Origin of the sequence: Caballeronia arationis, from assembly GCF_001544975.2 — a bacterium.
GTDB lineage: Bacteria > Pseudomonadota > Gammaproteobacteria > Burkholderiales > Burkholderiaceae > Caballeronia > Caballeronia arationis.
Genome location: NZ_FCOG02000029.1, coordinates 1 through 24941, shown reverse-complemented (window position 1 = coordinate 24941; position 24941 = coordinate 1). Strand labels below are relative to the sequence as shown.

Sequence of the window (24941 nt, the reverse complement as noted above, 5' to 3'; positions counted from 1 at the left end):
GCTACTCCTTCACGAACAGTTTGCGAGGCGTGTTGCAGAAGGTCTCGACCCCGGTCTCGGTAATCAGGATGCTCTCCGTGATTTCGAGGCCCCAGTCGTCGAGCCACAGCCCCGGCATGAAGTGAAACGTCATGCCGGGTTCGAGGACCGTCTTGTCCCCGGGACGCAGGCTCATCGTGCGCTCGCCCCAGTCGGGCGGATAGCTCGCGCCGATGGGATAGCCGCAGCGGCTGTCCTTCTCGATGCCCGACTTGCGCAGCACCGCGAAGAACGCGTTGGCGATGTCCTCGCAGAGGTTGCCCGGCTTCGCCGCGGCCAGCCCCGCTTCGATGCCTTCGACGACCGCCTTCTCCGCTTCGATGAAATGTTGCGGCGGACGGCCGAGAAACACTGTGCGCGACTGCGGGCAGTGATAGCGCCTGAAGCATCCGGCGATTTCGAAGAACGTGCCGGCGTTCGCGGTGAACGGCGAATCGTCCCACGTGAGGTGCGGAGCGGCTGCGTCCGAACCGGTCGGCAACAAAGGCACGATGGCCGGATAGTCGCCACCATGACCTTCGACGCCGGTAATGCCCGCCGCGTAGATTTCCGCGACGAGATCGCTCTTCTTCATGCCCGGCTCGACCTTGTCGAGAATGCGCGCATGCATCTTCTCGACGATACGCGCCGCCACGCGCATGTACTCGATCTCGCGTGCCGACTTCACCGCGCGCTGCCAGTTGACGAGTGCGGTCGCATCGACGAACTGCGCCTTCGGCAAGTGCTGCGTGAGCGACGCGTACGCCTTCGCGCTGAAGTAATAGTTGTCCATCTCCACGCCGATGCGGCAGGTGTCCCAGCCGCGCGCCGCGATCACTTCCTGCGACAGGAAGTCCATCGGATGGCGCACTTGCGATTGCACGTAATGATCGGGGTAGCCGACGATATTGTCGTGCTGCATGAACACGGTGCGCTTCGCGCCGTTCGCGTCCTGGCCGCGGCCGAACCACACGGGCTCGTCTTCCATCGAAAGCAGCACGCACTGATGCACGTAGAACGACCAGCCGTCGTAGCCGGTGAGCCACGCCATGTTGGTCGGGTCGGTCACGATCATGAGATCGACGCCGGCCTTCTGCATCGCGCGCCGCGTCTTCGCGATGCGTGCCTCGTACTCGCTGCGCTCGAACGCCAGTCGGACGTTCGGCCGTTCCTGTTGCGTTGTTTCTGACATCGTCCCCTCTTCAGAGCGTCACGTCGTTGGTGAAAATGGTGCCTGCGCCCACCGCCTTCGCGCGCGCAATCGCGAGCGCGGCGATGGCCGTGTCCTGTGCGCCGGTGCCGGTCAGGTCGCAGACGGTGATGTCCGCGTCGTCGGTGCGCCCCGGCGCTTGTCCCGCGATCACTTGCCCGAGTTCCGCGAACGCCTGGTCCGCCGTGACCACGCCGGCTTCGATCGCGTGATGCAGTTCGCCGAGCACGCGCGTCTGCTGCACGCGGTCGCAGATGTAGCGCGCGGCCGTGAAGATGTCGGGCGCGAGTTCGTTCTTGTGTTCCGCATCCGAGCCCATCGCCGTGATGTGCAGGCCCGGGTGCAGGTCGCGTGCATGGATCAGCGGCTCGCGGCTCGGCGTTGTCGTGATGGCGATGTCGGCGTGCCTGAGCGCCTGACTCACGCTGTCGGCGACTTCGCACTGCACGCCTTCGGTCTCTTTGGCGAAGCGCGCCGCGCGTTGCGGATCGCGCGCCCAGACGCTCACATGATCGATCTTGCGCACGAGCATCAGCGCGCTCAGTTGCAGTCGCGCCTGCTCGCCCGCGCCGATGATCGCGACACGCGTCGCCGTTTTCTTCGCAAGCCAGCGCGCGGCCACCGCGCCTGCGGCGGCGGTGCGCACGGCGGTGAGATAACCGTTGTCGAGCAACACCGCTTCGGTCAGTCCGGTACGCGCCGACAGCACGAGCATCAGTCCGTTCAGGCTCGGCAGCCCGAGCGACGGATTGTTGAAGAAGCCCGGGCTCACCTTGATCGCGAAGCTCTCGAAGCGCGGCAGATAAGCGGTCTTCACGTCGACCTCGCCCGCGTGTTCGGGAATGTCGAGGCGAAGGATCGGCGGCATCGCGACGGCTTCGGTCGCGAGCGAACGAAACGCGGCCTCGACCTGATCGATGGCGGCGAGATCGAGCGGCACCAGCGCACGCAGTTGCGCTTCGCCGAGGATGGATATGTCGGCCATGTCACAAGGCTCCAATGATGCGGCGATGCGTTTCGATATCGATATTGCAGCCGCTGACGACGATCACGAGCGGTCCGCGCGACTCTTTCAGCACGCCATCCAGCACCGCCGACATGCCCACCGCCGCCGCGCCTTCGACGACGAGCCGCTCCTCGCGATACGCATGCACGATGCCCCGCGCAATCGATGCTTCGTCGAGCAGGACGACGCGATCGATCAATTCGCGCGTCATCTGGAACGTGTGCCGGTTGTCGAGCCCGATGCCGCCGCCGAGCGAATCGGCGAGCGTTTCGAGTTCGTCGACGAGCACGGGCTTGCCCGCCGCGAGGCTCGCGTGCATCGCGGCACCGCGCTCCATCGTCACGCCGATCATCTGCACATCGCGATTGATGTTCCTGGCCGCGAACGCGACGCCGCTAAAGAGTCCGCCGCCCGAGAGCGGCACGAGGATCGTCGCGGTATCGGGCAGCGCTTCGAGAATTTCGAGGCCGATGGTGGCCTGCCCGGCGATCACGCGCGCATCGTCGAAAGGCGGCACGAATGCAAAGCCTTCCTCGCGCACGAGGCGCAGCGCCTCGACCTGCGCGTCGTCCTGGCTCTTGCCGGCGATCACGACGCGAGCGCCGAGCGCCGCAACTGCATCGACCTTGTTCTTTGGCACGAGCGACGACATGCACACGGCCGCTTCGATGCCGAGCGCGCGCGCCGCATGGGCGACGGCGCGTCCGTGATTGCCCGTCGATGCGGTCACGACGCGCGTCGCGCCTTCCTCCGTGAGTTGGGCGAGCGCATTGGTCGCGCCGCGCAACTTGAAGCTGCCGGTCGGCTGGAAGGTTTCGAGCTTGAGATGGACCGGCACGCCGGCAATGCGCGAGAGCGCCGGCGACTGAACGAGCGGAGTGCGGCAGACGCGCCCTTCGATGCGCTGGCGCGCGCGATATACATCGGCAAGCGAGATGGCGGACATGTGAGCGCGGCTGCGTTGAGTTCCAGTGCAACCGAGTCTAATGTCCTAAAAAATCGATTTGGAATGTCCTAGATCATTTCAATTGAAGTCGTGCACATGCGGGTATTGCTCGAACACGGCGCGGATCGTTTCGACGGCGTTGCGGAATGTCGCGTCGGTCACTTCTGCGCCCACGCACAGGCGCACCGCGTTCGGCCGTTCGGCGCCACGCACGAGGAACGGATCGGGCGAGGTGACCGCAATGTCGCGATTGCGCAGTTCGCGCGTGATCCGGTCGGCCTGCCAGTAGTCGGGCACACGCAGCCACACGGAAAGCGCGTGCGGATGACTGCCGAGCACATACGCGCCGAGCGCTTCGCGCACGATGGCCTGGCGCTTGGCGAGCCGCTCGCGCTGAATCTTGACGAGGCGCTGCGCGGTGCCGTCGAAGATCCAGCGCGTCGCCACTTCTGCGATCGGCGAGGTCGCCATCCAGCTGCTCACGCGCAGCACGCTTTCGGCGCGCAGCGCGAGGCGCGGCGGCATCGTCAGGTAGCCGGTGCGCAGGCCGCTCAATACCGACTTCGTCATGCTCGTGCAATAGAACGCGCGCTCGGGGATCACGCTCGCGATGGGCGTCTGCGCTTTCGCGGGCAACGCACCATAGACATCGTCCTCGATCACGTACACGCCATAGCGATCGGCGATGCGAGCGATCGAGCGGCGCCTCGAATCGGGCATCATCGCGACGGTCGGATTGTTCAGCGTCGGCGTGCAGACGAGCGCGGAGACGCGCTCGCTGTCGCACATCTCCTCGAAGTGCTCGGGACGGATGCCGTGCTCGTCGATCTCCAACCCCTTCAGCGTAAACCCCAGCACGTTAGCTGAACCTATCACGCCGTGATCCGTCAGGCTTTCGCACAGCACGGTGTCTCCCGGCCCGACGATGGAGGCGAGCGCGAGAAAGATGCCGTGCGCCGCGCCGTTCGTAACGAGCAGCGTGTCGACGTTCGCCGGCATGTTGAGCGACGCAAGCCATTCGACGCCCGCTTGCCGGTGATGCTCGAAGCCCGCGATGGGCCGGAATGCGCGTATCCACGGCTGGTCGTCGATGGTCGCGAGCGTCGCGCAGACCTTGCGCCACATCGCGTCGTGTTCGGCGGTGTGAACGATGCGCGCAATCGAGAAATCGACGACGGAGCGCTCGGCGGTATCGAGCATGTAGTTCGACATGGTCTCGGTGACGCGTTCCGCGACGAAGCTGCCGCGCCCCACCTCGCAGCGGATCAGGCCTTGCCGCTCCAGTTCCTTGTAGGCATTGGTGACGGTCTGCACGCTGATTCCGAGGTCCGCCGCGACATCGCGCTGCGGCGGCAGGCGCGCGCCGGAAGCGAGCGCGGCGTTCTCGATGTCGTTCGCTATCGCCTTCACGAGGCGCTTGTATTTGGACTGCGCGCCTTGCACGGTTTTCACCGCCTCGCGCCATCGGTCGTTCACTTTTGCTCCTTCGTTCATGTGCTCGTTTCTTTGGTGGTTCTGTGCTCCTGTGGAACTTGTTTTCTTTGTGGTCCATTAGCTCTGCCCCTGTCCGGGGCGGGAGTTACTTTCTTTGCTGCTGCAAAGAAAGTAAGCAAAGAAAGTAACTCCCGCCCCGGACAGGGGCAGTGCCAATCGACCAAAACCAAAACAAGTTCCATGGAAACGCAGGCGCATCAAACGGTGTTGAACGACGCCCCGTCCGATCCGTCCGGCCCCTCCATAGTGGCACCAATACCGGGCGTAAAATAATTGTCCTAGAGCAATCGGAACAAATATATGGCTTTGTATGCTGCGTTCATGGCTGTGTTACGCGACACCCGCAATGCCTTGCCAGTCAAGGATCGGCTTAGGGTTTTCGAGCATCCGGCCTTGAGCGCCGGAAGAGTGTGCGGCGCAACCCACCACGCTGAACAACGAACCATCAAACGGGATCAACATGCAAATGAAGCGAGTGTCTGGAATGTTGGGGGCGCTGTGTGTCGTGGCAGCCGCGGGGCTGGCCGCACATGCGCCGGCCGCGAGCGCGGAAACCACCTTGCAGCGCATCCAGCGCACGGGCGAGGTGCGCATCGGTTACGCAAATGAAAACCCGTTCGCCTACACGACGCCCGATGGCACCGTGACGGGCGAGTCGCCGGAGATCGCCAAAAAGATCTTCGCAAAGCTCGGCGTGAAGAAAGTGGATGCCGTGCTGACCGAATGGGGTGCGCTGATTCCGGGCCTGCGCGCAGGCCGCTTCGACGTGATCGCGGCCGGCATGTATGTAACGCCCGAGCGCTGCAAGCAGGTTGCATTTGCCGATCCGCAGTACGAGATTCCGGACACGCTGCTCGTGCTGAAGGGCAATCCGAAGGGCCTGAAGAGTTACGGCGACGTCGCGAAGGCACCGGACACGAAACTTGCGGTGATGGCCGGTACGGCCGAGCTTGGCTATTCGCGTGAAGCCGGCATCAAGGACGACCAGATCCTCCAGGTGCCCGACACGACCGCGCAACTGCAGGCCGTGCGCGCGCGCCGCGCCGACGCAGCGGTCGGCACCGCGCTGACGATGAAGGGTCTCGCCGCGAAGGGCGGCCCGCAGTTGGAGGCCATCGCCGACTTCAAGGACGACCCGAAGCACACCGGTTACGGCGCTCTGGCCTTCCGTCCCGAAGACAGGGACCTGCGCGATGCAGTGAACAAGCAGTTGCACAGCTGGCTCGGCACCGAAGACCATCTGAAGACGGTCGCGCCGTTCGGCTTCGACAAGAGCAATCTGCCGAAGAAGACCACCGCCGAGTTGTGCGGCGGCTGAAGTGAAGCAGTAAGGCGCGGGCACGTCCCATCGATGTGCCCCGCCATGTGATTCACGGCGCGCCGGACGTCCCGAAGCGCGCCAGCAAGTTCAAGCGAGGAACCGCCATGCGTGAACTCATGCCCCTGCTGATGAAGGGCACCCTCGTCACCATCGAACTCGCGTTCTACAGCATCCTGCTCGCGATCGTGATGGCAGGCGTCGCGACCGTGTTGCGCACGGCACCGTGGCGACCGGTGCGATGGCTAGGCAATGCCTATGTCGAAGTCTTCCGCGGCACGTCGCTGCTCGTGCAGCTCTTCTGGTTCTTCTTCGTGCTGCCGCTGCCGCCGTTCAATCTCGCACTGACGCCATTCACGGTAGCCATCGTCGGACTCGGGCTGCACTATGGCGCGTATGGCTCCGAGATCCTGCGCGGCGCGCTGCGCTCGGTGCCGGGCGGCCAGTATGAAGCCGCCATCGCGCTCAACATGCCTGCGGCGACCCGCATGCGCCGAATCGTGCTGCCTCAGGCGATGATCAACGCGCTGCCGCCCGCCACCAACCTGATGATCGAACTGCTCAAGGGCACGTCGCTCGTCTCGCTGATCACGCTCTCTGACCTCACGTTCCGCGCGCGCCAGCTCGACGAATCGACGTTCAAGACGGCCGAGATCTTCGCGCTCACGCTCTTGATCTACTTCGTGCTCGCACAGGTCATCTCGCTCGTGATGCGTCACTTCGAACGGCGCTTCAGCAGCCACATCGCCCGCCGCACGCCGAGGACCGCGCCATGACCCATTTCTTCGACATGAAATATGCGCTTCACATCCTGCCGGATCTGTTGCGCGCGTCGATGTACACCATCGGCATCACGCTCGTCGGCTTTGCGATTGCGCTCGTGCTTGGCTTGCTTCTCGCGATCCTGCGTCGCAGCGAAATTCACGCGATCTCGAAGCCGACAGCCTTCTTCGTCGAATTCATCCGCAGCACGCCGCTCCTGATACAGGTCTATGTGCTCTTCTATGTCGCGCCGCTCTACGGAATCACGATGTCCGCATTGATGGCGGGCACCATCGGCATTGCGGTGCACTATGCGTGCTATGTGTCGGAGGTGTATCGCGCGGGACTCAACGGCGTTGCGCGCGGCCAGTGGGAAGCGGCCTGCGCGCTCTCGCTCTCGCCGTGGCGCACGTATGGCGGCGTGATCCTGCCGCAGGCGATCCGTCCGATCATTCCCGCGCTCGGCAACTACCTCGTCGCGATGTTCAAGGACACGCCGGTGCTCTCCGCGATCACGGTCGTCGAACTGATGCAGCAGGCGAAGAACATTGGCTCCGAGACGTTCCGCTATCTCGAACCGATCACGATGACGGGACTGTTCTTTCTTTTGATCAGCGTGACGTTCGCCTCGGGCGTGCGCCACCTCGAACGACGCGTGAGGCTGCCATGATCTTCAATCCGCAAGTCCATATCGATCACGCAACCCAGACCCGGCCCGGCGGTGCACGCTGATGGAACTCCAGGAGAAGCAGATGAAACGAGATCTCGACCCTGCGCTCGGCGCAGCCGCCGACGCAGCAGCCACCACGCCGATGGTCCGCTTCAGGGGCGTGACGAAACGCTACGGATCGCTGACCGTGCTCGACGCACTCGACCTCGACGTCGCGCGCAACGAGAAGGTCGCGATCATCGGGCCGAGCGGCTCGGGCAAATCCACGCTGCTGCGCGTACTGATGACGCTCGATCCGCTGACCGATGGCGTGATCGAAGTCGAAGGCGAACCGCTCACGCACCAGATGAAGAACGGGGCACTCGTGCCCGCGTCCGATCGTCATGTGCGTCAGGTGCGCAGCAAGATCGGCATGGTGTTCCAGAGCTTCAACCTCTTTCCGCACATGAGCGCGCTGCAGAACACGATCGAAGCGCCCTTGAGCGTGCTCGGCATGTCAGAGAAGGAAGCGACCGAGCGCGGCCGCGAACTGCTCTCGATGGTCGGTCTTGCAGACAAGTGCGATCACTATCCGTCGCAACTGTCGGGCGGGCAGCAGCAGCGCGTGGCGATCGCACGTGCGCTCGCGATGCGCCCGAAAGTCATGCTGTTCGACGAGGTGACGTCCGCACTCGATCCCGAACTGTGCGGCGAAGTGCTCAACGTGATCCGCAAGCTCGGCCACGAGCACAATCTGACGATGCTGATGGTCACGCACCAGATGGGCTTCGCCAAGGAATTCGCCGACCGCGTGTGCTTCTTCTCGCAAGGGAAGATCGTCGAACAGGCGCCGCCGCAGCAGTTCTTCTCCGCGCCGCAGCATGAGCGCACGAAGCAGTTCTTGCGGGCGGTGACCGAAGCCATGTAAAGCAGCGGACGCTGCGGTCCGCGAATTGCTGCGGCGTGCTCATGTGATCCACACGCGATCCCTGGGAGAACGCCATGCAGCCGTCGATGCAAAAGGTCGCCCGCCTCGCCGATTTGCCGGCGGAACGCGGCACGCGCGTGAAAATCGGCGAAACGCCGGTCCTGCTGGTGCGCGAAGGCGACACCGTCCATGCATACACTGCCGATTGTCCGCATGCCGGTGCGCCGCTCGAAAAGGGCGCGCTTTGCAATGGACGGATCGTATGTCCGTGGCACAAGGGGACGTTCGAGATCAGCGACGGCTCGCTTGTCGAACCGCCCGCGCTGCAGGGACTGACGCGCTACGCATCCACCATCGAAGACGGCGATGTGTACGTATCGCCCGAGCCGCTCGAATCGGAAGTGCGCACGTCTGCCGGCGGGACGGCCACGATGCTGGTCGCTGGCGCGGGAGCCGCCGGCGCTGCGGCCTGCGTGACCCTCCGCGAGGCCGGATTCGATGGACGCGTCGTACTCGCGGGCGCCGACGCATCGGTCCCGTATGACCGCACCGCGCTCTCCAAATTCGTTCTCGCAGGCGACATGCCGCCCGAGGACGTGCCTCCCCTCTTTGATCCCTCGCTTTTCTCCACGCACCGGATCGAGCGTATCGAATCCGATGTGGTCGCGCTCGATGCTTCTAAGAAGCGCGCCGAACTGGCGAACGGCACAGCCGTCGATTACGACGCCGCGCTCGTCTGCACCGGCGGCACGCCGCAACCGCTGGACGTGCCCGGCGCGACGCTCGCGAACATTTACCTCCTGCGCAACCGCGATGACGCGAGCGCCATCGTCGATGCCTTGAAGGGCTGCAAGCGCGCCGTGATCGTCGGCGCGAGCTTCATCGGGCTCGAAGCGGCTTCGTGCCTCCGCAAGCGCAGCATCGAGACGATTGTCGTGGCTCCGCAAAAGGTGCCCTTCGCGAAGCAGTTCGGCGAGCGCATCGGCGCGATGTTCAGGCGACTGCACGAGCGCCATGGCGTATCGTTTCGCATGGAGCGAAACGTCAGCACATTCGAAGGCGACAGCGCCGTGCAGACGGTCGTGCTCGACGACGGCGAGCGCATCGCCGCCGATGTCGTGATCGCCGGCACCGGCGTGAAGCCCGCGACGTCGTTCATATCAGGCATCGCGCTTACGGACGATGGCGGCATTGACGTCGATTCCGGCATGCGAGCGGCGCCCGGACTTTTCGCGGCAGGCGACGTCGCGCGCTTTGCGCTGCCGCGCGCGCAAACCCGATTGCGTATCGAACACTGGCGCGTCGCACAGCAGCACGCGCGCGTCGCCGCGTACAACATGGCCGGCGCGAACCGCGTGTATGAAGGCGTCCCGTACTTCTGGACCTATCACTTCGGCAAGCGATTCGACTATCTCGGGCATATCACCGAACCGGATGACGTGGTCATCGACGGCGACCTCGACACGCAGCAGTTCATCGCGTATCTGCTGAAGGATGGCAAGGTCGGCGCGGTTATCGCGTGCGAGCGCGAGGACCAGACCGCGCGCCTTGCCGAAGCGATGCGCGAAACGCTGAGCCTCGATGCCGCCCGCGAAGCCGTGAAGGCCTGAATCATGGCAACCAGGACGCTTCCCGGCTTCGAACCGGATCAGGAACCGGCATCGCTCGATGCATGCCGCCGTTGCCAGCTATGGAAGGACGCGACGCAGGCGGTGCCCGGTGCGGGGCCGCGACAGGCGCCGCTGATGATCGTCGGCGAGCAGCCCGGCGATCAGGAAGACCTGCAGGGCAAGCCCTTTGTCGGACCGGCGGGTGCGATGCTGGATCGCGCGCTCGAAGAAGCGGGCGTCGACCGCAAGAAGGTCTATGTGACCAATGCGGTCAAGCATTTCAAATGGGAGCCGCGCGGCAAGCGGCGCATGCACAAGACGCCCGCACAGCGCGAAATCGACGCCTGCCACTACTGGATCGATATGGAGACAGGCAAGGTCGGTCCGAAGGTGATCGTAGCGCTGGGAGCTACGGCGCTGAAGTCCGTGCTGCAAAGCTCTGGCGCCAAACTGCAGGCGTCGATTGGACATGCAATCGAGCATGACGGACGCCTGGTCGTCGCGACCTATCATCCTTCGTTCGTGTTGCGAGCGCCCGATCCCGAGTCGCGCGAGAAGGCCTATCGCGCGATTGTCGAGGCGTTGCGTGAGGCGCACAAGCTGATCGCGTAATGCCATTCGATAACACCAGGAGGTCCGCACATGCCAGCAAGCCGTAAAGCATCCAGGACGACGCGCGGCACTCGCCAGCGTCATGCGTTAGTCAGCGCGAAAAAGAAGACATCGACTGCAAAGAAGAACGGCAAGAGCACGAGCCGATGGTCGCATCACGTGATGGAGACAAGCGACGCGATGGACATCGAAGGCGATATCTTCAAGAAAGGCAATGCGCAGGAAATCGCGGACTCGCTCAAGCGATCGTCGGAACGAAGCAAGCGGCGCAAGGGCACGCCGTTTCAATCCGCGATGTCGATGCTTAATTTCTATATCAATCGCGCAGGACGCAACCTGCCTAAGACGCGCCGCAACACGCTCGATCAGGCAAAGAAGCGATTAAGGGAAGCGTTCGGACGCAAGCCCTGACGCGACCCATGCATTACGCGCGCGGCCTCGCCATGCGGCGAAACCGCGCGCTGTCAGCTACTCATACCGAAAGCGGAATCACGGCTGACGTTGACCGCCCTTATGCTGCGGCTGCGCCTGGTTCTGCTGCTTCTGGCCGGATTGCTGCCCTTGTTGCTGTTGCCCCGGTTGCCTGTCCGATTGATTCGGATTCGATGGCTGGTTGCCCGACTGCTGCTGTTGCTTGTTGTCGCCCATAGTGCCTCCTGTGTCAGCCAGTGCCTCACAAACGAACCGTGCGATACCGGCAATGGATGGAGCGTTATCGCGGCTTTCACCGCACCTTCTCAGAAGCATCAGACGTTCCCGGCCACCGCTCGGGTTGCAGATGCGCGTCCAGCGGATGTGGAATGCGTTTTGCTGTCTTGCCCTGACAAGACGAGCCAATGCGCAAGGAGCGAACCATGACACAAACTCCCCTCAATCCCGGCGACGAAGCCGAGCCCGGCACACCCGGCAGCGGCGAGGACCTGTGTTCCGTCTGCAACGGCTCCGGTAACAAGGACGGCGCGAAGTGCGAAGCGTGCGGCGGCACCGGCAAGGTGGTTCAGGGCGTCGGCGGAGGCTGAGCAGATGCGTCCACCCACTTCGTTGGCGCGGCGCCCGTGCGCCGTAGTTGCTGCGTCGTTGATCACCCTGACGCTCGCCACGAGCGGCCACTCGGCGGCAGATCAGGACACGATCGGCTTCGGCTTCGGCCCCGATCCCGAGTTGCCGGCGCCCCAAAAGAAGTCGCTGATGCCGACCGTCAACATCGCGCCTGCGTCGCCGTGGACGGAAGGCGAAAAGCCGACCGCATCCGCCGGCTTCAATGTGACTGCATACGCGACCGGCCTCGATCATCCGCGCTGGCTCGCGACGCTGCCGAACGGCGATGTGCTCGTCGCCGAAAGCAACGCACCCGCCCAGCACGACTCGAACGCCGGCATCAAGGGCTGGGTGATGAAGAAGGTGATGAAGCGTGCAGGCGCGGGCGTGCCGAGTCCCGACCGCATCGTGCTCCTGCGCGATTCGAATGGCGACGGTATCGCCGAAACCAAGACCGTCTTCATCGACAAGCTGCATTCGCCCTTCGGTATGGCGCTCGTCGGCGACGACCTTTATGTGGCCGACACCGACGCCATCCTGCGTTTCAGGTACCACGCCGGCGATACGCGCATCGCGGCGCCCGGCGAGAAGTTCATCGATCTGCCGGCCGGTCCGATCAATCATCACTGGACCAAGAACCTGATCGCGAGCCGCGACGGCAAGCATCTCTACGTGACGGTCGGCTCGAACAGCAACGCTGCGGAAAACGGCATCGATGCGGAGCGCGGACGTGCCGCGATCATGGAAGTCGATATCGCAAGTGGCCAGTCGCGGCTCTTCGCGACAGGGCTTCGCAATCCCAACGGCATGTCGTGGCAGCCACAAAGCGGCGCGCTGTGGACGGTGGTCAACGAACGCGACGAACTCGGCAACGATCTCGTACCCGACTACATGACTTCCGTGAAAGACGGTGCATTCTATGGATGGCCGTACAGCTACTACGGCCAGCATGTCGACGATCGCGTGAAGCCGCAGCGCGCCGATCTCGTGCAGTCCGCGATACCGCCGGACTACGCGCTCGGCTCGCACACCGCGTCGCTCGGCCTCGCGTTCTACGATGCCCAGGCCTTCCCGGAGCACTACTGGAACGGCGCGTTCATCGGCCAGCACGGATCGTGGAATCGCAAGCCTCGTAGCGGCTACAAGGTGGTCTTCGTGCCGTTTCGGGACGGCAAGCCATCGGGGCCGCCCGAAGACATCCTGACGGGTTTCCTCTCGCCCGACGGTCACGCGCATGGCAGGCCGGTGGGCGTCGCAGTCGATCATGGCGGCGCGCTGCTCGTCGCGGACGATGTCGGCAACGCGGTCTGGCGGGTGGTGCCCGCCAGCAAATAGATGGCCGCGCGCGCCGCAAAGAAGGCGACGAACGCCGCCGCGCGCAGCGCCGGGCTCTTTGCGCTCGTCGAGCGGCAGGTGCTCGGTCTATACGATGCTGGCGTGCTGTCGCCCGCGGTGCTGCATCATGTGATCGCCGCTTACAGCGATCGCGATATCGACTGGCACGAAGAGCCGCAGGCTCGCAGCGTCGACGATCATTCGCTGCATGAAGTCGTCGTGCTCACGATGATGCCGGGTCGCGCGCTTCGCAATGCCCGCAAGGACTTTGTGACCGTGATCGGGCATCTCGCGGGCGCGCAGCCGCCTGGCGTCAGTGAGAGCGAGCCCACGCAGGAAAACGACGACGAGTTGCTGAACCAGCTCTCCGGTGCCGCGACTCGACGCGTCAAGACGCGCCCAGAAGAACCGAAGCAATCCACGCGCAAGAGCACGGGTTTCAATCCGCTCGTCAAGGCGCGTGCGTTTCGCCAGGACTCGAAGGGCTGAAGGCGAAGCAAGACCTTACGCCACCCCGACGGGCATACCCATTGCTCCTGCGACAGACATCGAGTCTGCGTCTGTCATCGGAGCCGGTTCATGCCATCGCCCAGCCATCGCAACGCGGACGTGCTCGTCGCAGTTATTTTTCGCCCCGGCGATGCAACGCCCTGAACTCGCGCGGACCAGGAAACTCGTCAGTGTCATCGCATCGATGGCACCCCTCGCAGCGCGCGCCGACGATACCGCCCCGCTCAACTATTTCCTGCACGCGGCAGGACCGGCCGCCGCTCCCACGCTTGCGCTCGACTGGATTTTCACGGCGATCTGCACGGCCGTCTGCATGATCGTCGCGGTGCTGCTGGTCGCGGGCATCGTGCGCAGGCGGCCCGAATTGCCGGCGCGCGGACTGATCCATACGAGCGGCATGCGATGGATCGTGATCGGCACCGGCGTCTCGACGCTCGTGCTCACCGCGATGCTCGCGCATGCGCTCGTGACGCTCGAGCGCGTCGCGACGCCGCCCGCCACGCCCGCATTGACCATCACGGTGACGGCCTACGACTGGTGGTGGAAAGTCGCCTACGACGATTCGCCCGATCCCACGCGCCGCTTCGTTACCGCCAACGAGATCCATATCCCGACGGGCGAGCCTGTGCGCATCGTGCTGCGTAGCGCGGACGTCATTCATGCGTTCTGGGTCCCAAGGCTCGCGGGCAAGACCCAGACGATTCCCGGCCAGACCAACGAGCAGTGGATCCAGGCCGACGCACCGGGCGTCTATCGCGGACAGTGCACGCAGTTCTGCGGCGCCCAGCACGCGCACATGGCATTCGAAGTCGTCGCGCAAGACCGCGCGGCGTTCGCCGCATGGCGCGACCGGCAGGCACGGCCCGCCGCACTCGACACGTCTTCGCTCAGCGGGCACAAGCTATTCCTCGACAAATGCGCGGGCTGTCACGCGATACGCGGTTCGGATGCGACCGGCATGCAGGCGCCCGACCTGACGCATCTGAACTCGCGCCGCCTCATCGCGGCGGGCGCGTTGAAGAACACCGCGCAGAACCAGCTCGACTGGATCGCACATGCGCAGTCGATCAAACCCGAATCGCTGATGCCGTCCATCGCGCTTACGAGCGACGAAGCCGCGAAGCTGTCGGCGTATCTCGCGACACTGAACTGACGATGAGGAGCCGTTGCCCGTCATGAGCCGCAGCAACCCGAACATGCGCGTGCCGGAGCACGGCCGCGCGCCATTCGCAAGCGAGACGCAAAAGCGCCTTCAGCGGCTCTGGGAAACCGAGCCCGGTTGGCGCGGCTGGCTCTCGACAGTCGATCACAAGGCGATCGGCCTGCGCTATCTGGTGACCGCGTTCGTGTTCCTGCTGATGGGCGGCGTCGAGGCGCTCATCATGCGCGTGCAGCTCGCACGACCGGAAGCGACCGTGCTCACCCCCGCGCAGTACAGCCAGCTCTTCACGATGCACGGCGTCACGATGATCTTCCTCTACGCTCTGCCGGTGCTCTCGGGTTTCTCGAACTATGTCTGGCCGCTCGTCCTCGGCGCTCGCGACATGGCGTTCCCGCGCCTGAACGCGCTGTCGTACTGGCTCTTTCTGTTCGCGGGCGTGTTCCTCTATTCGAGCTTTCCGTTCGGTCAGGCGCCCAACGCGGGCTGGTTCAACTATGTGCCGCTCGCGGGCCTCGAATACAACGCCGGCCCCAACGTCGACATCTACGCGCTCGGCATGGTCCTGCTCGGCATTTCTACGACGGTCGGTTCCGCGAACTTCGTCGTCACGCTGTTGCGCATGCGCGCGCCCGGCATGTCGATCGATCGCGTGCCGGTGCTCGTCTGGGGCACGCTCACTGCATCGGGCGGCAACCTGCTCGCCGTGCCCGCTGTGAGTCTCGCGTTCATGTTGCTGTGGTTCGACCGCCAGTTCGGCACGCATTTCTTCGATGTGTTGAACGGCGGCCGGCCGCTCCTCTGGCAGCATCTCTTCTGGATGTTCGCGCATCCCTGGGTCTACGCGATCGTGCTGCCCGCGATGGGCATCGTCTCCGATGCGCTGCCGGTCTTTTGCCGGCGGCCGCTCGTGGGCTACACGCCGGTCGCGCTCTCGACGGTCGCGACGATGGTGATCGGCTTCATCGTGTGGATCCATCACATGTTCGCGACGGGCATTCCCGCGCTCGCGCTCGCGTTCTTCGGTTCGGCGAGCATGGTGATCGCGATCCCGAGCGCGGTCGCGACCTTCGCCTGGCTCGCGACCATCTGGACTGGACGCCCGGTCTTCAAGACGCCGTTCTATTTCTTCGCGGGCTTCATCCTGCTGTTCGTGATCGGCGGCGTATCGGGCGTGATGACGGCAGCCGTGCCGCTCGACTGGCAACTGAACGAAACATACTTCGTCGTCGCGCACCTGCATTACGTGCTGCTCGGCATCAACGTGTTTCCGGTGATCGGCGGGGTCTACTACTGGTTTCCGAAGTTCACCGGCCGCATGATGAGCGAGCGGCTCGGCAAGCTCGGCTTCTGGACGATGTTCGTCGGCTTCAATCTCGGCTTCTTCCCGATGCACATCGCGGGGCTGCTCGGCATGCCGCGCCGCGTCTATACCTATGCGCCGGACATGGGCTGGAACACGGTCAACCTGCTGACCTCGATCGGCTCGTTCGTCTTTGCGCTGGGCGTGCTCGTCTTCATCGTCGATGTCGTCTGGAGCTATCGGCGCGGACCGGTAGCCGGGGCGAATCCGTGGGACGCACCGACGCTCGAATGGTCCGTCGCCTCGCCTCCGCCGCCGTACAACTTCGCGACGCTGCCTTTCGTCGCGAGCCGTCATCCGCTGTGGGAAGACCGGCTCGACACGCCGTCCGGCGCAGAGCGCTCGCAACTCGACGAAGGCTATATCCTCGACCACGGCCGGGAAGCGCTCGCGACCACGCCGCTCGAAGCCCTGCCCGACGCGATCCTGCGCATGCCTTCTGACTCCTTTGCGCCGTTCCTGCTCGGGCTCTTCGCTGCGAGCCTGTTCGGCGGCATGGCCTTGCATGCGTGGACGTGGTGTGCGCTGTCGGTCGTCGGCTGCGCGGCGTCGCTGATCGCCTGGCTGTGGCCCGAACGCGCGCTGCATCAACGCGAACCGGACGGCGCGCAAGTGCACGGAGGCGCCCATGGCTGAACCGCTCGGCGCATTCGATACTTCGCGCGCGCTGCCCGTCGGAAGCGTGGGCCGACGCCCGGGCGGCTACTGGGGCATGTGGACGCTGATCGGCACCGAAGCCGCGCTGTTCGGCTATCTGATCTTCTCGTACCTGTATCTCTATTCACAAAGCGGCACTCACTGGCCGCCCGAAGGCCTGCCGAAGATCGCGCCTGCCGCGTGGAATACGGTCGTTCTGCTGTCGAGCAGCGGCTTCGTCTGGCTGTGCGAGCGCCTCGTCGTGCGCGGCAGACCGAAGCGCGCCGCCTGCGCGATGCTAGTTGCGATCGTGCTCGGCATCGTGTTCGTCGGCGTGCAACTGAAGGAGTGGCGTGACCATCCGTACGGTCCGTCTACGCACCTCTACGGTTCGCTTTACTTCACGATCACCGGCTTCCACATGGCGCACGTTATCGTCGGGCTCGTGGTGCTGATGCTGCTCCTCGTCTGGACCGCGCTCGCCTACTTCGACAAAGCGCGCCACGCGCCGCTCACGATAGGCGGCATGTACTGGCATTTCGTCGACATCGTCTGGTTGTTCATTTTCTCGACGCTGTATCTGAGCCCGTTCGTTCTTTGAGGAAACCGCCCGTGAATCCGCCATCCGCCCGGCCGCCGCGCGCGCCGGGCTCCCGATCCGCGAACCGGCGCGCGTCCTCGCACTGGCTGAGCCTGCTGTACGGTCTGCTCGGTGCGCCGCTCGCGTGGATCGTGCAGATCTGCGTGTGCGAGGCGCTCGCCGCACAGACGTGCTACCCGCTGCAGACACCGCTCGCGCGGCCTGTCGTTCCGTCGCTCGCTCCGCTGATCGGCGGCGTCAGCGCGGTGTGCCTCGCCGTCGCGTTCGGTGGATTCGCGGCCGCGTGGCGCAGCCTGCGCGACGTCCGCCGCGAGGACGCGCTCGGGGCAGCGAGGCTCGCGGGCGCACGGATCGCGCACCCGATCCAGGGACCGGTGCGCTTTCTGTCGCTCGTCGGCGTGATCGCGAGTTCGATTTTCGTGCTCGGCGTGCTCGCCACGGCGACCGCGGCGCTAATCGTCTCGCCGTGCAAGCCGTGGTGATCGCGATGAAGCGCGCCGTGCTCCCCATTCTGTGCTTGATCGCCCTCGTCATGCCGCTCGTTGCTCGTGCCGAAGACGCGGCGCTCGTCGCGCGCGGCGCCTATCTCGCGAAAGCCGCCGACTGCGCCGGCTGCCACACGGCGCCCAAAGGCGGCGCGCCGTTCGCGGGCGGACTCGGCATGGGCTCGCCGTTCGGCACGATCATGACGAGCAACATCACGCCGGACCCGGTCGCGGGCATCGGCAAGTATCGCTACGAGGATTTCGCGCGGGCGTTGCGTGAGGGCGTGGCACCCGGCGGCAAGCATCTCTATCCCGCGATGCCCTACCCGTCGTTTTCCAGGATCGATGACGACGACATGCGCGCGCTCTACGCGTATTTCATGCACGGCGTGACGCCCGTTCCGGTCGCCGCGCCGCCGACACGCCTGCCTTTTCCGTTCGATCAGCGCTGGGCGCTCGCTTTTTGGAACCTGGCGTTCGCGCCGGCCGGCCACTACGCGCCGCGCACCGACCGCGACGCGCAATGGAACCGCGGCGCGTATCTCGTGCAATCGCTCGGGCATTGCGGCGCGTGCCACACGCCGCGCGGCCCCGCGTACGAGGAGCGCGGCTACACGGAGTCGTCGCCGAAATATCTCACGGGCGGAACGAACGATCACTGGTTCGCGCCCAATCTCACGGGCGACCCCGGCGCGGGCCTGGGAAGGCTAGGCGCGGCCGATATCGCGTCGTTCCTGAAGAGCGGCCACGGCGGCGGACAGGTCGCATTCGGCAGCATGGTGCAGGTGGTAGAGGACAGCACGCAGTACCTCGACGACGACGACCTCAACGCGATCGCCGTCTATCTGAAGAGCCTGCCCGCGCGCGAAAGCTCCGGAGCGTATGCGTCGCGTTCGCTCGCGGCGAAAGTCAGCGCGGAGTCGATCCGCACCGGCGAGCCGGCGCGTCCCGGCGCGGGCATCTATCTCGCCTATTGCGCGAAATGCCACCAGGCGGACGGCGGCGGCGAGCCGCGCAAGTATCCGCGTCTCGCGGGCAATCCGGCCGTGCTTTCCCCCGATACGGCATCGCTCTTGCGCCTCGTCGTCGAAGGCGGGAACAGCGCGGACACCCGAAGCGGGCCGAAGCGCGAAAAAATGCCGTCGTTCGCCGGCCAGTTGACCGACTTGCAGATCGCGCAGGTCGTCACGTTCGTGCGCACGTCGTGGGGAAACGACGCGCGCCCCGTCACCGCACGCGACGTGACGACACTCCGCCACGCGCTGCACAAGTGACCGCCGACAGCCGCGCTGGCGTCAGCCGGCCGCCGGCCTCTTCAGCATCACCTGCTCCACGGCTCCGATCAGCGCTGCGAGCGAAACCGGCTTGGTCAGATGCGCATCGAAGCCCGCCTGCAAGGTCTTCTGCTCCTGCGCCGCGCCGCTGTATCCGGTCAGGGCGACTGCCGGAAGTGCCGCGAGCACGGAGATCGAGCGGACTTCGCGCATCAGCTGATAGCCGTCCATCACCGGCATTCCGACGTCGCAGACTAGCAGGTCGTAGCGCTCGCGCTCGAGCTCCGCCAGCGCTTCGGCGCCGTTCGTGGCCGTCGCAACCCGCGCGCCTTCCAGCGTCAGCAGCGAGCCGAGCGCGTGGCCGGTTTCGACATCGTCGTCGACGACGAGAAGCGACAATCCCGCGAGCACGCTCGATTCGCCCGGCAGCGCGCCGGGCAGCGCGGCGTCGTCGCCCGCGGGCGGCAGCCACACCGTGATGCACGTGCCCTTGCCGTGCCCGTCCGAGCGCACCGCGACGCGCCCCGCATGCATCTCGACCAGCTGCTTCACGAGCGCGAGCCCGATGCCTAGCCCGACGCCCGACTTGCGGCGCGCCTCGTTCGCCTGCGAAAACATGTCGAAGATGTGCGGCAGGAATTGCGGCTCGATGCCCTCGCCCGTGTCCGCCACTTCGATGCACAGGTTCGCGCCGTCGCGCGTCAGGCCGATGTTCACCTTGCCGCCCGCCGGCGTGAACTTCAGCGCATTGCTGACCAGGTTCCACACGATCTGTTCGAAGCGCACCGGATCGACTTTCGCGAGCGCCGGTTTGGCTGCCGTCGTAAGCGAAAGCGTGACGCCGCGCGCGGCGGCGTCGCCCTCCATCGCATCGCAGATCGACGCCATGGTCGGCGCCAGATCGGTCAGTGCGAGCTTCAGTGCGAGCTTGCCGGTGCGCACGCGCGACAGGTCGAGCAGGTCGTCGATGATCTGCGCCTGGCTCAGCACCGCGCGCTGGATCGCGTCGGCGGCCTCGACGATCGCCGGCACCCCGCGCGACTCGGGCAGGCGCGGCAGCAATTCCGCCTTCACGTTGATGAGATTGAGCGGATGTTTCAGTTCGTGCGAGAGCACGGCGAGGAAATCGTCCTTCAGGCGGTTCGCGGCCTCGGCGCGCTCGCGCACGAGGCGCTCCTGAGAAAGCTGCACCTGGCGCATGTCCTCGACCGACTTGCGGTCCGTGAGATCGCGCGCGATCTTCGCGTAGCCGGCGAATTCCGGGTCCGACAACGGCGTCACCACGCCGCTGCAGAACACCCGGCGCCCGCTTTTCGCGACGTGCCAGCGTTCGTCGTCGGCGCGGCCGTCGGCGGCGGCCGTCTCGCGCTCGCGCGCGGGCACGCCCTCCGCGCGGTCCTCGGGCGTGAAGATCATCTCGATGTTCCTGCCGAGCGCCTCGCTCTCCAAATAGCCGAACACGCGCACGGCGCCCGCGTTCCAGCTCCGGATCACGCCCTCCGGGTCCTGCACGATGATCGCGTAGTCGTTGGTGGTCTGCGCCGCGAGCCGCAGCCGCTCCGCGCCTTCTCGCGCTTCTTCCTCGGCGCGCCGGCGCGCGGTGATGTCGATCAGCGTCAGCACTGCGCCGTCGATGCGATCGTCGCCCGTGCGGTACGGCAGGAGCCGCGCGAGGAACCAGCGCTCGTCGCTGCTCGAGACCTGGCGTTCGATCAAGCGCAGCGACTGGAAGGTCGCGGCGACATCGTCCGCGAGTTCGGGGTAATGCAGCCGGTGCGTGATGTCGAAGAGCGAGCGGCCCACGTCCGCGCCGATCAGGTTGAAGACGCCCGTCGCGCTCGGCGTATAGCGTTTCACGCGCATCGCGCGGTCGACGAAGATGGTCGCGATGTCGCTCGACGCAATCAGGTTCTGGAGATCGTCGTTGGCCTTGCCGGTTTCCTCGATCTTCGACTGCAGCTCGCTATTGACGGTGATGAGCTCCTCGTTGACCGACTGCAGTTCTTCCTTGCTGGTTTCGAGTTCTTCGGTGGCCGAACGCAGTTCCTCGTTGATCGCCTGCAATTCCTCGTTCGACGCCTTCAGTTCTTCGGTCGACGTCTCGTACTGTTCGATCGTGCGCTGCAACTGCTCCTTGCTGCGCTGGACCTCGCGTTCGAGCTGCATCAGCACGGAATCGGTACTGGCCTCGGCAGTGGCCGGGAGCCCGTCGGTCATGGCCTCCTGCACTTCGTCGAACAGCACGAGCACGAAATCGGCGTCGGCGTCGGCGTCGTGGAAGGGGCGCACCGTCATCGTCACATAGCACGGGCGCGCGTCCCGCACGAGGCGCACGCGCCGCGCCTCGACGCTGTTGCCCGTCTGCAGCGCCTGGAAGAGCGCCGTACGCAGGTCGAGCCGCAATTCCGGCAGCACCAGCGCAATCACGTTGCTCGACGGCTCGCCGCCCACGTAGCGCAAAAAGCGTCCGACGTTCTCGGACATGTGCACGATCTTCGAATCGCGGTTCACGATGATGCTGGGCGGCGCGTACTGCTCCAGCACGCGCTGGTGCAGCGCGCTGAACGAGAAGTTGCGGCGCGCCGGAATCAGCGCGGACGCGGGATCGGCGACGGCGGGCCCGGGCGTCTGGCCGGTCACGGCGGGCGTCATCATCGACGGCCGGCGCGGCTGCGCGATCGCCTTCGCGCGATAGATGCGGTGTTTCTTGTCGACGACGCTGAAGAGGTCCTCCACCGAATCCGCCGATTCCGAGCTGCCGAGGAACAGATACCCGTTCGGATAGAGCGCGAAGTGGAACATCTCCAGCACCTGGCGCTGCACCGTGCGGTCGAGATAGATCAGCAGATTGCGGCACGACACGACGTCGAGCCGCGAAAACGGCGGATCGCGCAGCACGTTGTGGAGCGCGAACAGGATTTTCTCGCGCACCGGCTTCAGCACCTCGTAGCGGCTCGCGCTCTTCGCGAAGAACTGCCGCAGGATGTCCGGCGGGACGTCGGTGACGATCGAATCCGGGTAGACGCCGGTACGCGCCCTCGCGACCGCGCTCTCGTCGATGTCGGTGGCGAAAAGCTGCAGCGCGGCCGGCGAGCGCGCCGCGTTCTGGTGCTCGGTGAAGAGCATCGCGAGCGTGTACGCCTCTTCGCCCGACGAACACCCCGCCACCCAGACCCGCACCTGGTCGTGATCACGCTTGCGCTCGTAGATTTCGGGCAGCACGTCGCGCGCGAACGCCTCGAACGCTTCGCGGTCACGGAAGAAATTGGTCACGCCGATCAGCATGTCGGCGAGGAGCGCGCCCGTTTCGCGCGGATTGCCTTGCAGGAAATCGCGATACGTGACGAGATCGGGCAGCGCGTTCACCTGCAGCCGCCGTTCGATCCGGCGCAGCATCGTGGCGCGCTTGTAGTGGCGAAAGTCGTGGCCGGTACGCGCGCGCAGGCTCGTGAGAATGTCCTGCAGCGCTTCCTCGGCACGCGAGCCGGCGTCCGGGCCGGGTGCCACCTTGCTCGTGCGCGGTGCGAGCGCGGGCAGGCTGATGCGCTTCGCGTTGGCCCAGAGTTCGAGCAGCTTCTGCGGCATCTCGACGACCGGCAGCACGAGGTCGACCTGGCCCGTCGCGATGGCGCTCTGCGGCATCTCGCCGTATTCGGCGTCGTTGGGCTCCTGCGCAAACGTGACGCCGCCCACTTCCTTCACCCGCGCGAGGCCTACGGCGCCGTCGCTGCCGGTGCCCGAAAGGACGATGCTCATCGCGTGCTGGCCGTGTGCTTCGGCGAGACTGCGGAAAAACGTGTCGATGGTGACCGGACGCCCGCCCGACGGCGCCGCGTCGCGCACGCGCAGATGGCCGTCGATCATCGTCAGGCTCTTGGCCGGCGCGATGACATAGACGTGATTGCGCTCGATCGGAACCGGCTCGCTCACCTGGACGACGCGCATGCGCGTCGCGCGGCGCAGCACTTCGTGGGCTGTGCTGACGTGATTCGGCGACAGATGCAGTACCGCGACGAACGCCATTCCCATGTCGGTGGGCGCGTTTTCGAAGAAGCGAATCAGGGCTTGCAGACCGCCCGCCGAGCCGCCCAGCCCCACAACGGGGAAATTGAGCGCGCTTTTGGCGAACATGGTGCCGGCATCGGCGGCGGCGGTTTCGGATGGGTCGAGCGATGGCTCCGGCGTTGTAGTGCTATCGGTCACTACGAATCCTGTTTTGCTCGTGAGTATTTGGAATGAAGCAGCGGGAATTACCCTGGCCGCTGCCGAAGATACCATTTGCGCGCATATTTCGGGCCTATCGAACGTTCGCCCGGCCAAGGCCCATATTGCGGAGCGTCAGGCGGCGATTCGCGACCGTATTTCTGAACATGCGCGCCCGGATTCTCGCCTTCCGGCGAAACATCCTTATTGCAGCCCGCGTTTAATTCATGCGCCTTTCCCTTCCCGCCTGCGATTTACACGCTTAATCGGTCGTTAGAAGGCGCCGCGGCGAGTCGTCGTACCTCGCTTACTCCGGCCCCGCTTATTCTGTTTTGCGCACTGTCAACGAGTGGGCCAATTCCTTCGTTTCTGTCTTGAAATTACCGGTTTGCACCTTGTTACAGATACTCGGTAATCACGTGTCGGAATGCCCAAAAAGATAAAAGGGATCGGTTACTTTTTCCTGTTACAAACTCCCGGAAAAAGACTGAAAAACTTACCGAATCAACGTGTTGTTTTCCTGAAAATTATTATTGAGATGTTCTTGATTTCCCACCGGACGGTACTTACAATCCGTTTCACAGTGTTGTTACAAGTTGTAACACGCTGTATCAAAGATTATGTAGCCGGGCGGATCTAAGTCCGGTGAGGCACAAAAAAAGATATCGGCAAAAAATGCCGGCCAGGTTCGGGGAATTACTGGAAGCAGCAAAATCATGAACGGTCGTGAAACGCTGGAATCGATTCGCGAAATCAACCTGTCGTACATCATGCTCGCACAGCGGATGTTGCGCGAGGATCGTGCCATCGGCATGTTCCGGCTTGGCCTGTCGGCCGAACTCGCTGACCTGCTGGCCGGTCTCACGCTGCCGCAGGTCGTGAAGCTTGCGGGATCGGATCAGCTGCTGTGCTTTTTCCGCTTCAACGATCACACGATGCTGTCGGCACTGACGCAACCCGCGAAGAACGCGGACATTGCGCCGACGCACGCAGCCATCCTGCTCGCCGGCCAGCCGGCCGAACAGTTCGCTTGAGACGGGGCCAGCCATGACCACAATGCTGAAAAAAAGCCTGACCGAAGACGCACAGGAAGTATTCCGCGCAATCGCACTGATCGAACTCGGCGCGCGGATGCAGGTCCTGGAAAGCGAACTGACGCTTTCGCGCGACCGCATGATCCGTCTTTATCGCGAAGTGAAGGGCGTATCGCCGCCGAAGGGGATGCTGCCCTTCTCGGCAGACTGGTACATGACGTGGCTCGCGAACATCCACGCATCGCTGTTCTACAACACCTACGTGTTTCTGAAGAACGAAGCGGGCTGCTCGCACCTGGACGCATTGACCAAGGGTTATCGGCTGTATCTCGAGCACTGCAACCATAGCGGCGCCGAGGCTGTACTGGATTTGACGCGGGCCTGGACTCTCGTGCGCTTCTTCGACGCCGACATGCTGCAGCTCACGCGCTGCTGCCGCTGCACCGGCAAGTTCGTTGCGCACAAACATGATTTGCAGAACAACGTGGTGTGCGGGGCCTGCCAGCCGCCGTCACGCGCGGGGAAGACCAAGAAAGCGGCGGCCGCCCGTCAGGCGACCGAAGAAGCCGCTCTGGAGGTGGTGAGCCAGAATGAAGTGCCGGGCGAATCATCGGTGCTCGACAATGCGGCGCTCTTTGCGCCGCGCACACAAGGCCTGGTCGCACAGGCTGCTTGAACGGTAGCGGCGCCAGCCGTCCTCGAGGACCGCCCTCGGGCGGTGGACAGCCGGCAATGCCGCTACCGTTTTCC

The 24941-nt window shown here is 64.7% G+C and carries 23 protein-coding genes; 17 read left to right on the top strand and 6 right to left on the bottom strand.

Going from position 1 to position 24941, the window contains the following annotated elements:
• Nucleotide 1: 1 nt before the first annotated feature.
• The 4 genes from doeA to ehuR all read right to left on the bottom strand — a co-directional run bounded on the left by doeA (nucleotide 2) and on the right by ehuR (nucleotide 4674).
• Nucleotides 2-1210 (bottom strand): ectoine hydrolase DoeA, encoded by a 1209-nt coding sequence (gene doeA, locus AWB81_RS18905; RefSeq protein ID WP_062638092.1) that lies wholly within the window; start codon nucleotides 1208-1210, stop codon nucleotides 2-4.
• Between the two features lie 10 nt (nucleotides 1211-1220).
• The gene (locus AWB81_RS18900; protein WP_062638091.1) at nucleotides 1221-2213 is read right to left on the bottom strand and encodes a cyclodeaminase; all 993 of its coding nucleotides are present in this window, start codon (nucleotides 2211-2213) and stop codon (nucleotides 1221-1223) included.
• Between the two features lies 1 nt (nucleotide 2214).
• Nucleotides 2215-3180: a hydroxyectoine utilization dehydratase EutB gene (gene eutB, locus AWB81_RS18895; protein ID WP_062638090.1), complete on the bottom strand. Its 966-nt coding sequence runs from the start codon at nucleotides 3178-3180 to the stop codon at nucleotides 2215-2217.
• A 78-nt stretch (nucleotides 3181-3258) separates the two neighbouring features.
• A complete protein-coding gene (ehuR, locus tag AWB81_RS18890) occupies nucleotides 3259-4674 on the bottom strand; it encodes a MocR-like ectoine utilization transcription factor EhuR (RefSeq protein WP_200822518.1) in 1416 nt (471 codons plus the stop codon).
• A 460-nt stretch (nucleotides 4675-5134) separates the two neighbouring features.
• On the opposite strand from ehuR, the gene ehuB reads away from it, so the two are divergent.
• From ehuB to AWB81_RS18855, 7 genes are all read left to right on the top strand, one after another.
• Nucleotides 5135-5992 carry an ectoine/hydroxyectoine ABC transporter substrate-binding protein EhuB gene (gene ehuB, locus AWB81_RS18885; protein ID WP_062638089.1) on the top strand — a complete coding sequence of 286 codons (858 nt, stop codon included), beginning with the start codon at nucleotides 5135-5137 and terminating at the stop codon, nucleotides 5990-5992.
• A 107-nt stretch (nucleotides 5993-6099) separates the two neighbouring features.
• Nucleotides 6100-6768 (top strand): ectoine/hydroxyectoine ABC transporter permease subunit EhuC, encoded by a 669-nt coding sequence (ehuC, locus tag AWB81_RS18880; RefSeq protein WP_062638144.1) that lies wholly within the window; start codon nucleotides 6100-6102, stop codon nucleotides 6766-6768.
• Nucleotides 6765-7424 (top strand): ectoine/hydroxyectoine ABC transporter permease subunit EhuD, encoded by a 660-nt coding sequence (ehuD, locus tag AWB81_RS18875; RefSeq protein ID WP_062638088.1) that lies wholly within the window; start codon nucleotides 6765-6767, stop codon nucleotides 7422-7424. Before ehuC ends, ehuD begins: the two co-directional genes overlap by 4 nt.
• 82 nt (nucleotides 7425-7506) lie before the next feature.
• Nucleotides 7507-8331 carry an ectoine/hydroxyectoine ABC transporter ATP-binding protein EhuA gene (ehuA, locus tag AWB81_RS18870; protein WP_087135066.1) on the top strand — a complete coding sequence of 275 codons (825 nt, stop codon included), beginning with the start codon at nucleotides 7507-7509 and terminating at the stop codon, nucleotides 8329-8331.
• 86 nt (nucleotides 8332-8417) lie between these two features.
• Nucleotides 8418-9941 carry an FAD-dependent oxidoreductase gene (locus AWB81_RS18865; RefSeq protein WP_235025835.1) on the top strand — a complete coding sequence of 508 codons (1524 nt, stop codon included), beginning with the start codon at nucleotides 8418-8420 and terminating at the stop codon, nucleotides 9939-9941.
• A gap of 3 nt (nucleotides 9942-9944) precedes the next feature.
• Entirely contained in the window at nucleotides 9945-10553 is a 609-nt protein-coding gene (locus AWB81_RS18860) for a UdgX family uracil-DNA binding protein (RefSeq protein ID WP_062638085.1), read from the top strand.
• A 30-nt stretch (nucleotides 10554-10583) separates the two neighbouring features.
• Nucleotides 10584-10964, top strand: coding sequence for a DUF3175 domain-containing protein (locus AWB81_RS18855; RefSeq protein ID WP_062638084.1), 381 nt, complete (start codon nucleotides 10584-10586; stop codon nucleotides 10962-10964).
• Nucleotides 10965-11042: 78 nt separating this feature from the next.
• On the opposite strand, the gene AWB81_RS46440 is transcribed toward AWB81_RS18855, so the two are convergent.
• The gene (locus tag AWB81_RS46440) at nucleotides 11043-11201 is read right to left on the bottom strand and encodes a hypothetical protein (RefSeq protein ID WP_167306280.1); all 159 of its coding nucleotides are present in this window, start codon (nucleotides 11199-11201) and stop codon (nucleotides 11043-11045) included.
• A 206-nt stretch (nucleotides 11202-11407) separates the two neighbouring features.
• Between AWB81_RS46440 and AWB81_RS18850 the strand changes: the two genes are divergently transcribed.
• The 8 genes from AWB81_RS18850 to AWB81_RS18815 all read left to right on the top strand — a co-directional run bounded on the left by AWB81_RS18850 (nucleotide 11408) and on the right by AWB81_RS18815 (nucleotide 18954).
• The gene (locus AWB81_RS18850) at nucleotides 11408-11572 is read left to right on the top strand and encodes a hypothetical protein (protein WP_327372376.1); all 165 of its coding nucleotides are present in this window, start codon (nucleotides 11408-11410) and stop codon (nucleotides 11570-11572) included.
• 4 nt (nucleotides 11573-11576) lie between these two features.
• Nucleotides 11577-12926, top strand: a complete 1350-nt coding sequence (locus AWB81_RS18845) for a PQQ-dependent sugar dehydrogenase (protein WP_087135061.1) — start codon at nucleotides 11577-11579, stop codon at nucleotides 12924-12926.
• Nucleotides 12927-13415 (top strand): hypothetical protein, encoded by a 489-nt coding sequence (locus tag AWB81_RS18840; RefSeq protein WP_062638082.1) that lies wholly within the window; start codon nucleotides 12927-12929, stop codon nucleotides 13413-13415.
• 205 nt (nucleotides 13416-13620) lie between these two features.
• The gene (gene coxB / locus AWB81_RS18835; protein ID WP_062638081.1) at nucleotides 13621-14589 is read left to right on the top strand and encodes a cytochrome c oxidase subunit II; all 969 of its coding nucleotides are present in this window, start codon (nucleotides 13621-13623) and stop codon (nucleotides 14587-14589) included.
• A gap of 43 nt (nucleotides 14590-14632) precedes the next feature.
• On the top strand, nucleotides 14633-16594 hold the full coding sequence (gene ctaD / locus AWB81_RS18830) for a cytochrome c oxidase subunit I (protein ID WP_235025840.1): 1962 nt from the start codon (nucleotides 14633-14635) through the stop codon (nucleotides 16592-16594).
• Nucleotides 16587-17195 carry a cytochrome c oxidase subunit 3 gene (locus tag AWB81_RS18825; protein WP_062638079.1) on the top strand — a complete coding sequence of 203 codons (609 nt, stop codon included), beginning with the start codon at nucleotides 16587-16589 and terminating at the stop codon, nucleotides 17193-17195. The genes ctaD and AWB81_RS18825 overlap by 8 nt, the downstream gene beginning before the upstream one ends.
• Before the next feature lie 11 nt (nucleotides 17196-17206).
• The gene (locus AWB81_RS18820; protein ID WP_062638078.1) at nucleotides 17207-17677 is read left to right on the top strand and encodes a hypothetical protein; all 471 of its coding nucleotides are present in this window, start codon (nucleotides 17207-17209) and stop codon (nucleotides 17675-17677) included.
• Between the two features lie 5 nt (nucleotides 17678-17682).
• Complete coding sequence (locus AWB81_RS18815; protein WP_062638142.1) at nucleotides 17683-18954, top strand: cytochrome c; 1272 nt, start codon at nucleotides 17683-17685, stop codon at nucleotides 18952-18954.
• 21 nt (nucleotides 18955-18975) lie between these two features.
• On the opposite strand, the gene AWB81_RS18810 is transcribed toward AWB81_RS18815, so the two are convergent.
• A complete protein-coding gene (locus AWB81_RS18810; protein WP_062638141.1) occupies nucleotides 18976-23085 on the bottom strand; it encodes a CheR family methyltransferase in 4110 nt (1369 codons plus the stop codon).
• Nucleotides 23086-23873: 788 nt separating this feature from the next.
• On the opposite strand from AWB81_RS18810, the gene flhD reads away from it, so the two are divergent.
• The gene (flhD, locus tag AWB81_RS18805; RefSeq protein ID WP_062638077.1) at nucleotides 23874-24191 is read left to right on the top strand and encodes a flagellar transcriptional regulator FlhD; all 318 of its coding nucleotides are present in this window, start codon (nucleotides 23874-23876) and stop codon (nucleotides 24189-24191) included.
• Nucleotides 24192-24213: 22 nt separating this feature from the next.
• Nucleotides 24214-24867 (top strand): flagellar transcriptional regulator FlhC, encoded by a 654-nt coding sequence (gene flhC, locus AWB81_RS18800; protein WP_062638076.1) that lies wholly within the window; start codon nucleotides 24214-24216, stop codon nucleotides 24865-24867.
• Nucleotides 24868-24941: the final 74 nt, after the last annotated feature.

Coding starts and splice junctions, on each gene's coding strand:
- AWB81_RS46440 (WP_167306280.1), bottom strand. CDS start 11,201: ATGGGCGACAACAAGCAACAGCAGCAGTCGGGCAACCAGCCATCGAAT.
- flhD (WP_062638077.1), top strand. CDS start 23,874: ATGAACGGTCGTGAAACGCTGGAATCGATTCGCGAAATCAACCTGTCG.
- AWB81_RS18850 (WP_327372376.1), top strand. CDS start 11,408: ATGACACAAACTCCCCTCAATCCCGGCGACGAAGCCGAGCCCGGCACA.
- AWB81_RS18825 (WP_062638079.1), top strand. CDS start 16,587: ATGGCTGAACCGCTCGGCGCATTCGATACTTCGCGCGCGCTGCCCGTC.
- eutB (WP_062638090.1), bottom strand. CDS start 3,180: ATGTCCGCCATCTCGCTTGCCGATGTATATCGCGCGCGCCAGCGCATC.
- doeA (WP_062638092.1), bottom strand. CDS start 1,210: ATGTCAGAAACAACGCAACAGGAACGGCCGAACGTCCGACTGGCGTTC.
- AWB81_RS18865 (WP_235025835.1), top strand. CDS start 8,418: ATGCAAAAGGTCGCCCGCCTCGCCGATTTGCCGGCGGAACGCGGCACG.
- ehuR (WP_200822518.1), bottom strand. CDS start 4,674: ATGAACGAAGGAGCAAAAGTGAACGACCGATGGCGCGAGGCGGTGAAA.
- AWB81_RS18840 (WP_062638082.1), top strand. CDS start 12,927: ATGGCCGCGCGCGCCGCAAAGAAGGCGACGAACGCCGCCGCGCGCAGC.
- AWB81_RS18845 (WP_087135061.1), top strand. CDS start 11,577: ATGCGTCCACCCACTTCGTTGGCGCGGCGCCCGTGCGCCGTAGTTGCT.
- AWB81_RS18810 (WP_062638141.1), bottom strand. CDS start 23,085: ATGTTCGCCAAAAGCGCGCTCAATTTCCCCGTTGTGGGGCTGGGCGGC.
- ehuB (WP_062638089.1), top strand. CDS start 5,135: ATGCAAATGAAGCGAGTGTCTGGAATGTTGGGGGCGCTGTGTGTCGTG.
- AWB81_RS18815 (WP_062638142.1), top strand. CDS start 17,683: ATGAAGCGCGCCGTGCTCCCCATTCTGTGCTTGATCGCCCTCGTCATG.
- ehuC (WP_062638144.1), top strand. CDS start 6,100: ATGCGTGAACTCATGCCCCTGCTGATGAAGGGCACCCTCGTCACCATC.
- AWB81_RS18860 (WP_062638085.1), top strand. CDS start 9,945: ATGGCAACCAGGACGCTTCCCGGCTTCGAACCGGATCAGGAACCGGCA.
- AWB81_RS18855 (WP_062638084.1), top strand. CDS start 10,584: ATGCCAGCAAGCCGTAAAGCATCCAGGACGACGCGCGGCACTCGCCAG.
- ehuD (WP_062638088.1), top strand. CDS start 6,765: ATGACCCATTTCTTCGACATGAAATATGCGCTTCACATCCTGCCGGAT.
- flhC (WP_062638076.1), top strand. CDS start 24,214: ATGCTGAAAAAAAGCCTGACCGAAGACGCACAGGAAGTATTCCGCGCA.
- coxB (WP_062638081.1), top strand. CDS start 13,621: ATGGCACCCCTCGCAGCGCGCGCCGACGATACCGCCCCGCTCAACTAT.
- ehuA (WP_087135066.1), top strand. CDS start 7,507: ATGAAACGAGATCTCGACCCTGCGCTCGGCGCAGCCGCCGACGCAGCA.
- ctaD (WP_235025840.1), top strand. CDS start 14,633: ATGCGCGTGCCGGAGCACGGCCGCGCGCCATTCGCAAGCGAGACGCAA.
- AWB81_RS18900 (WP_062638091.1), bottom strand. CDS start 2,213: ATGGCCGACATATCCATCCTCGGCGAAGCGCAACTGCGTGCGCTGGTG.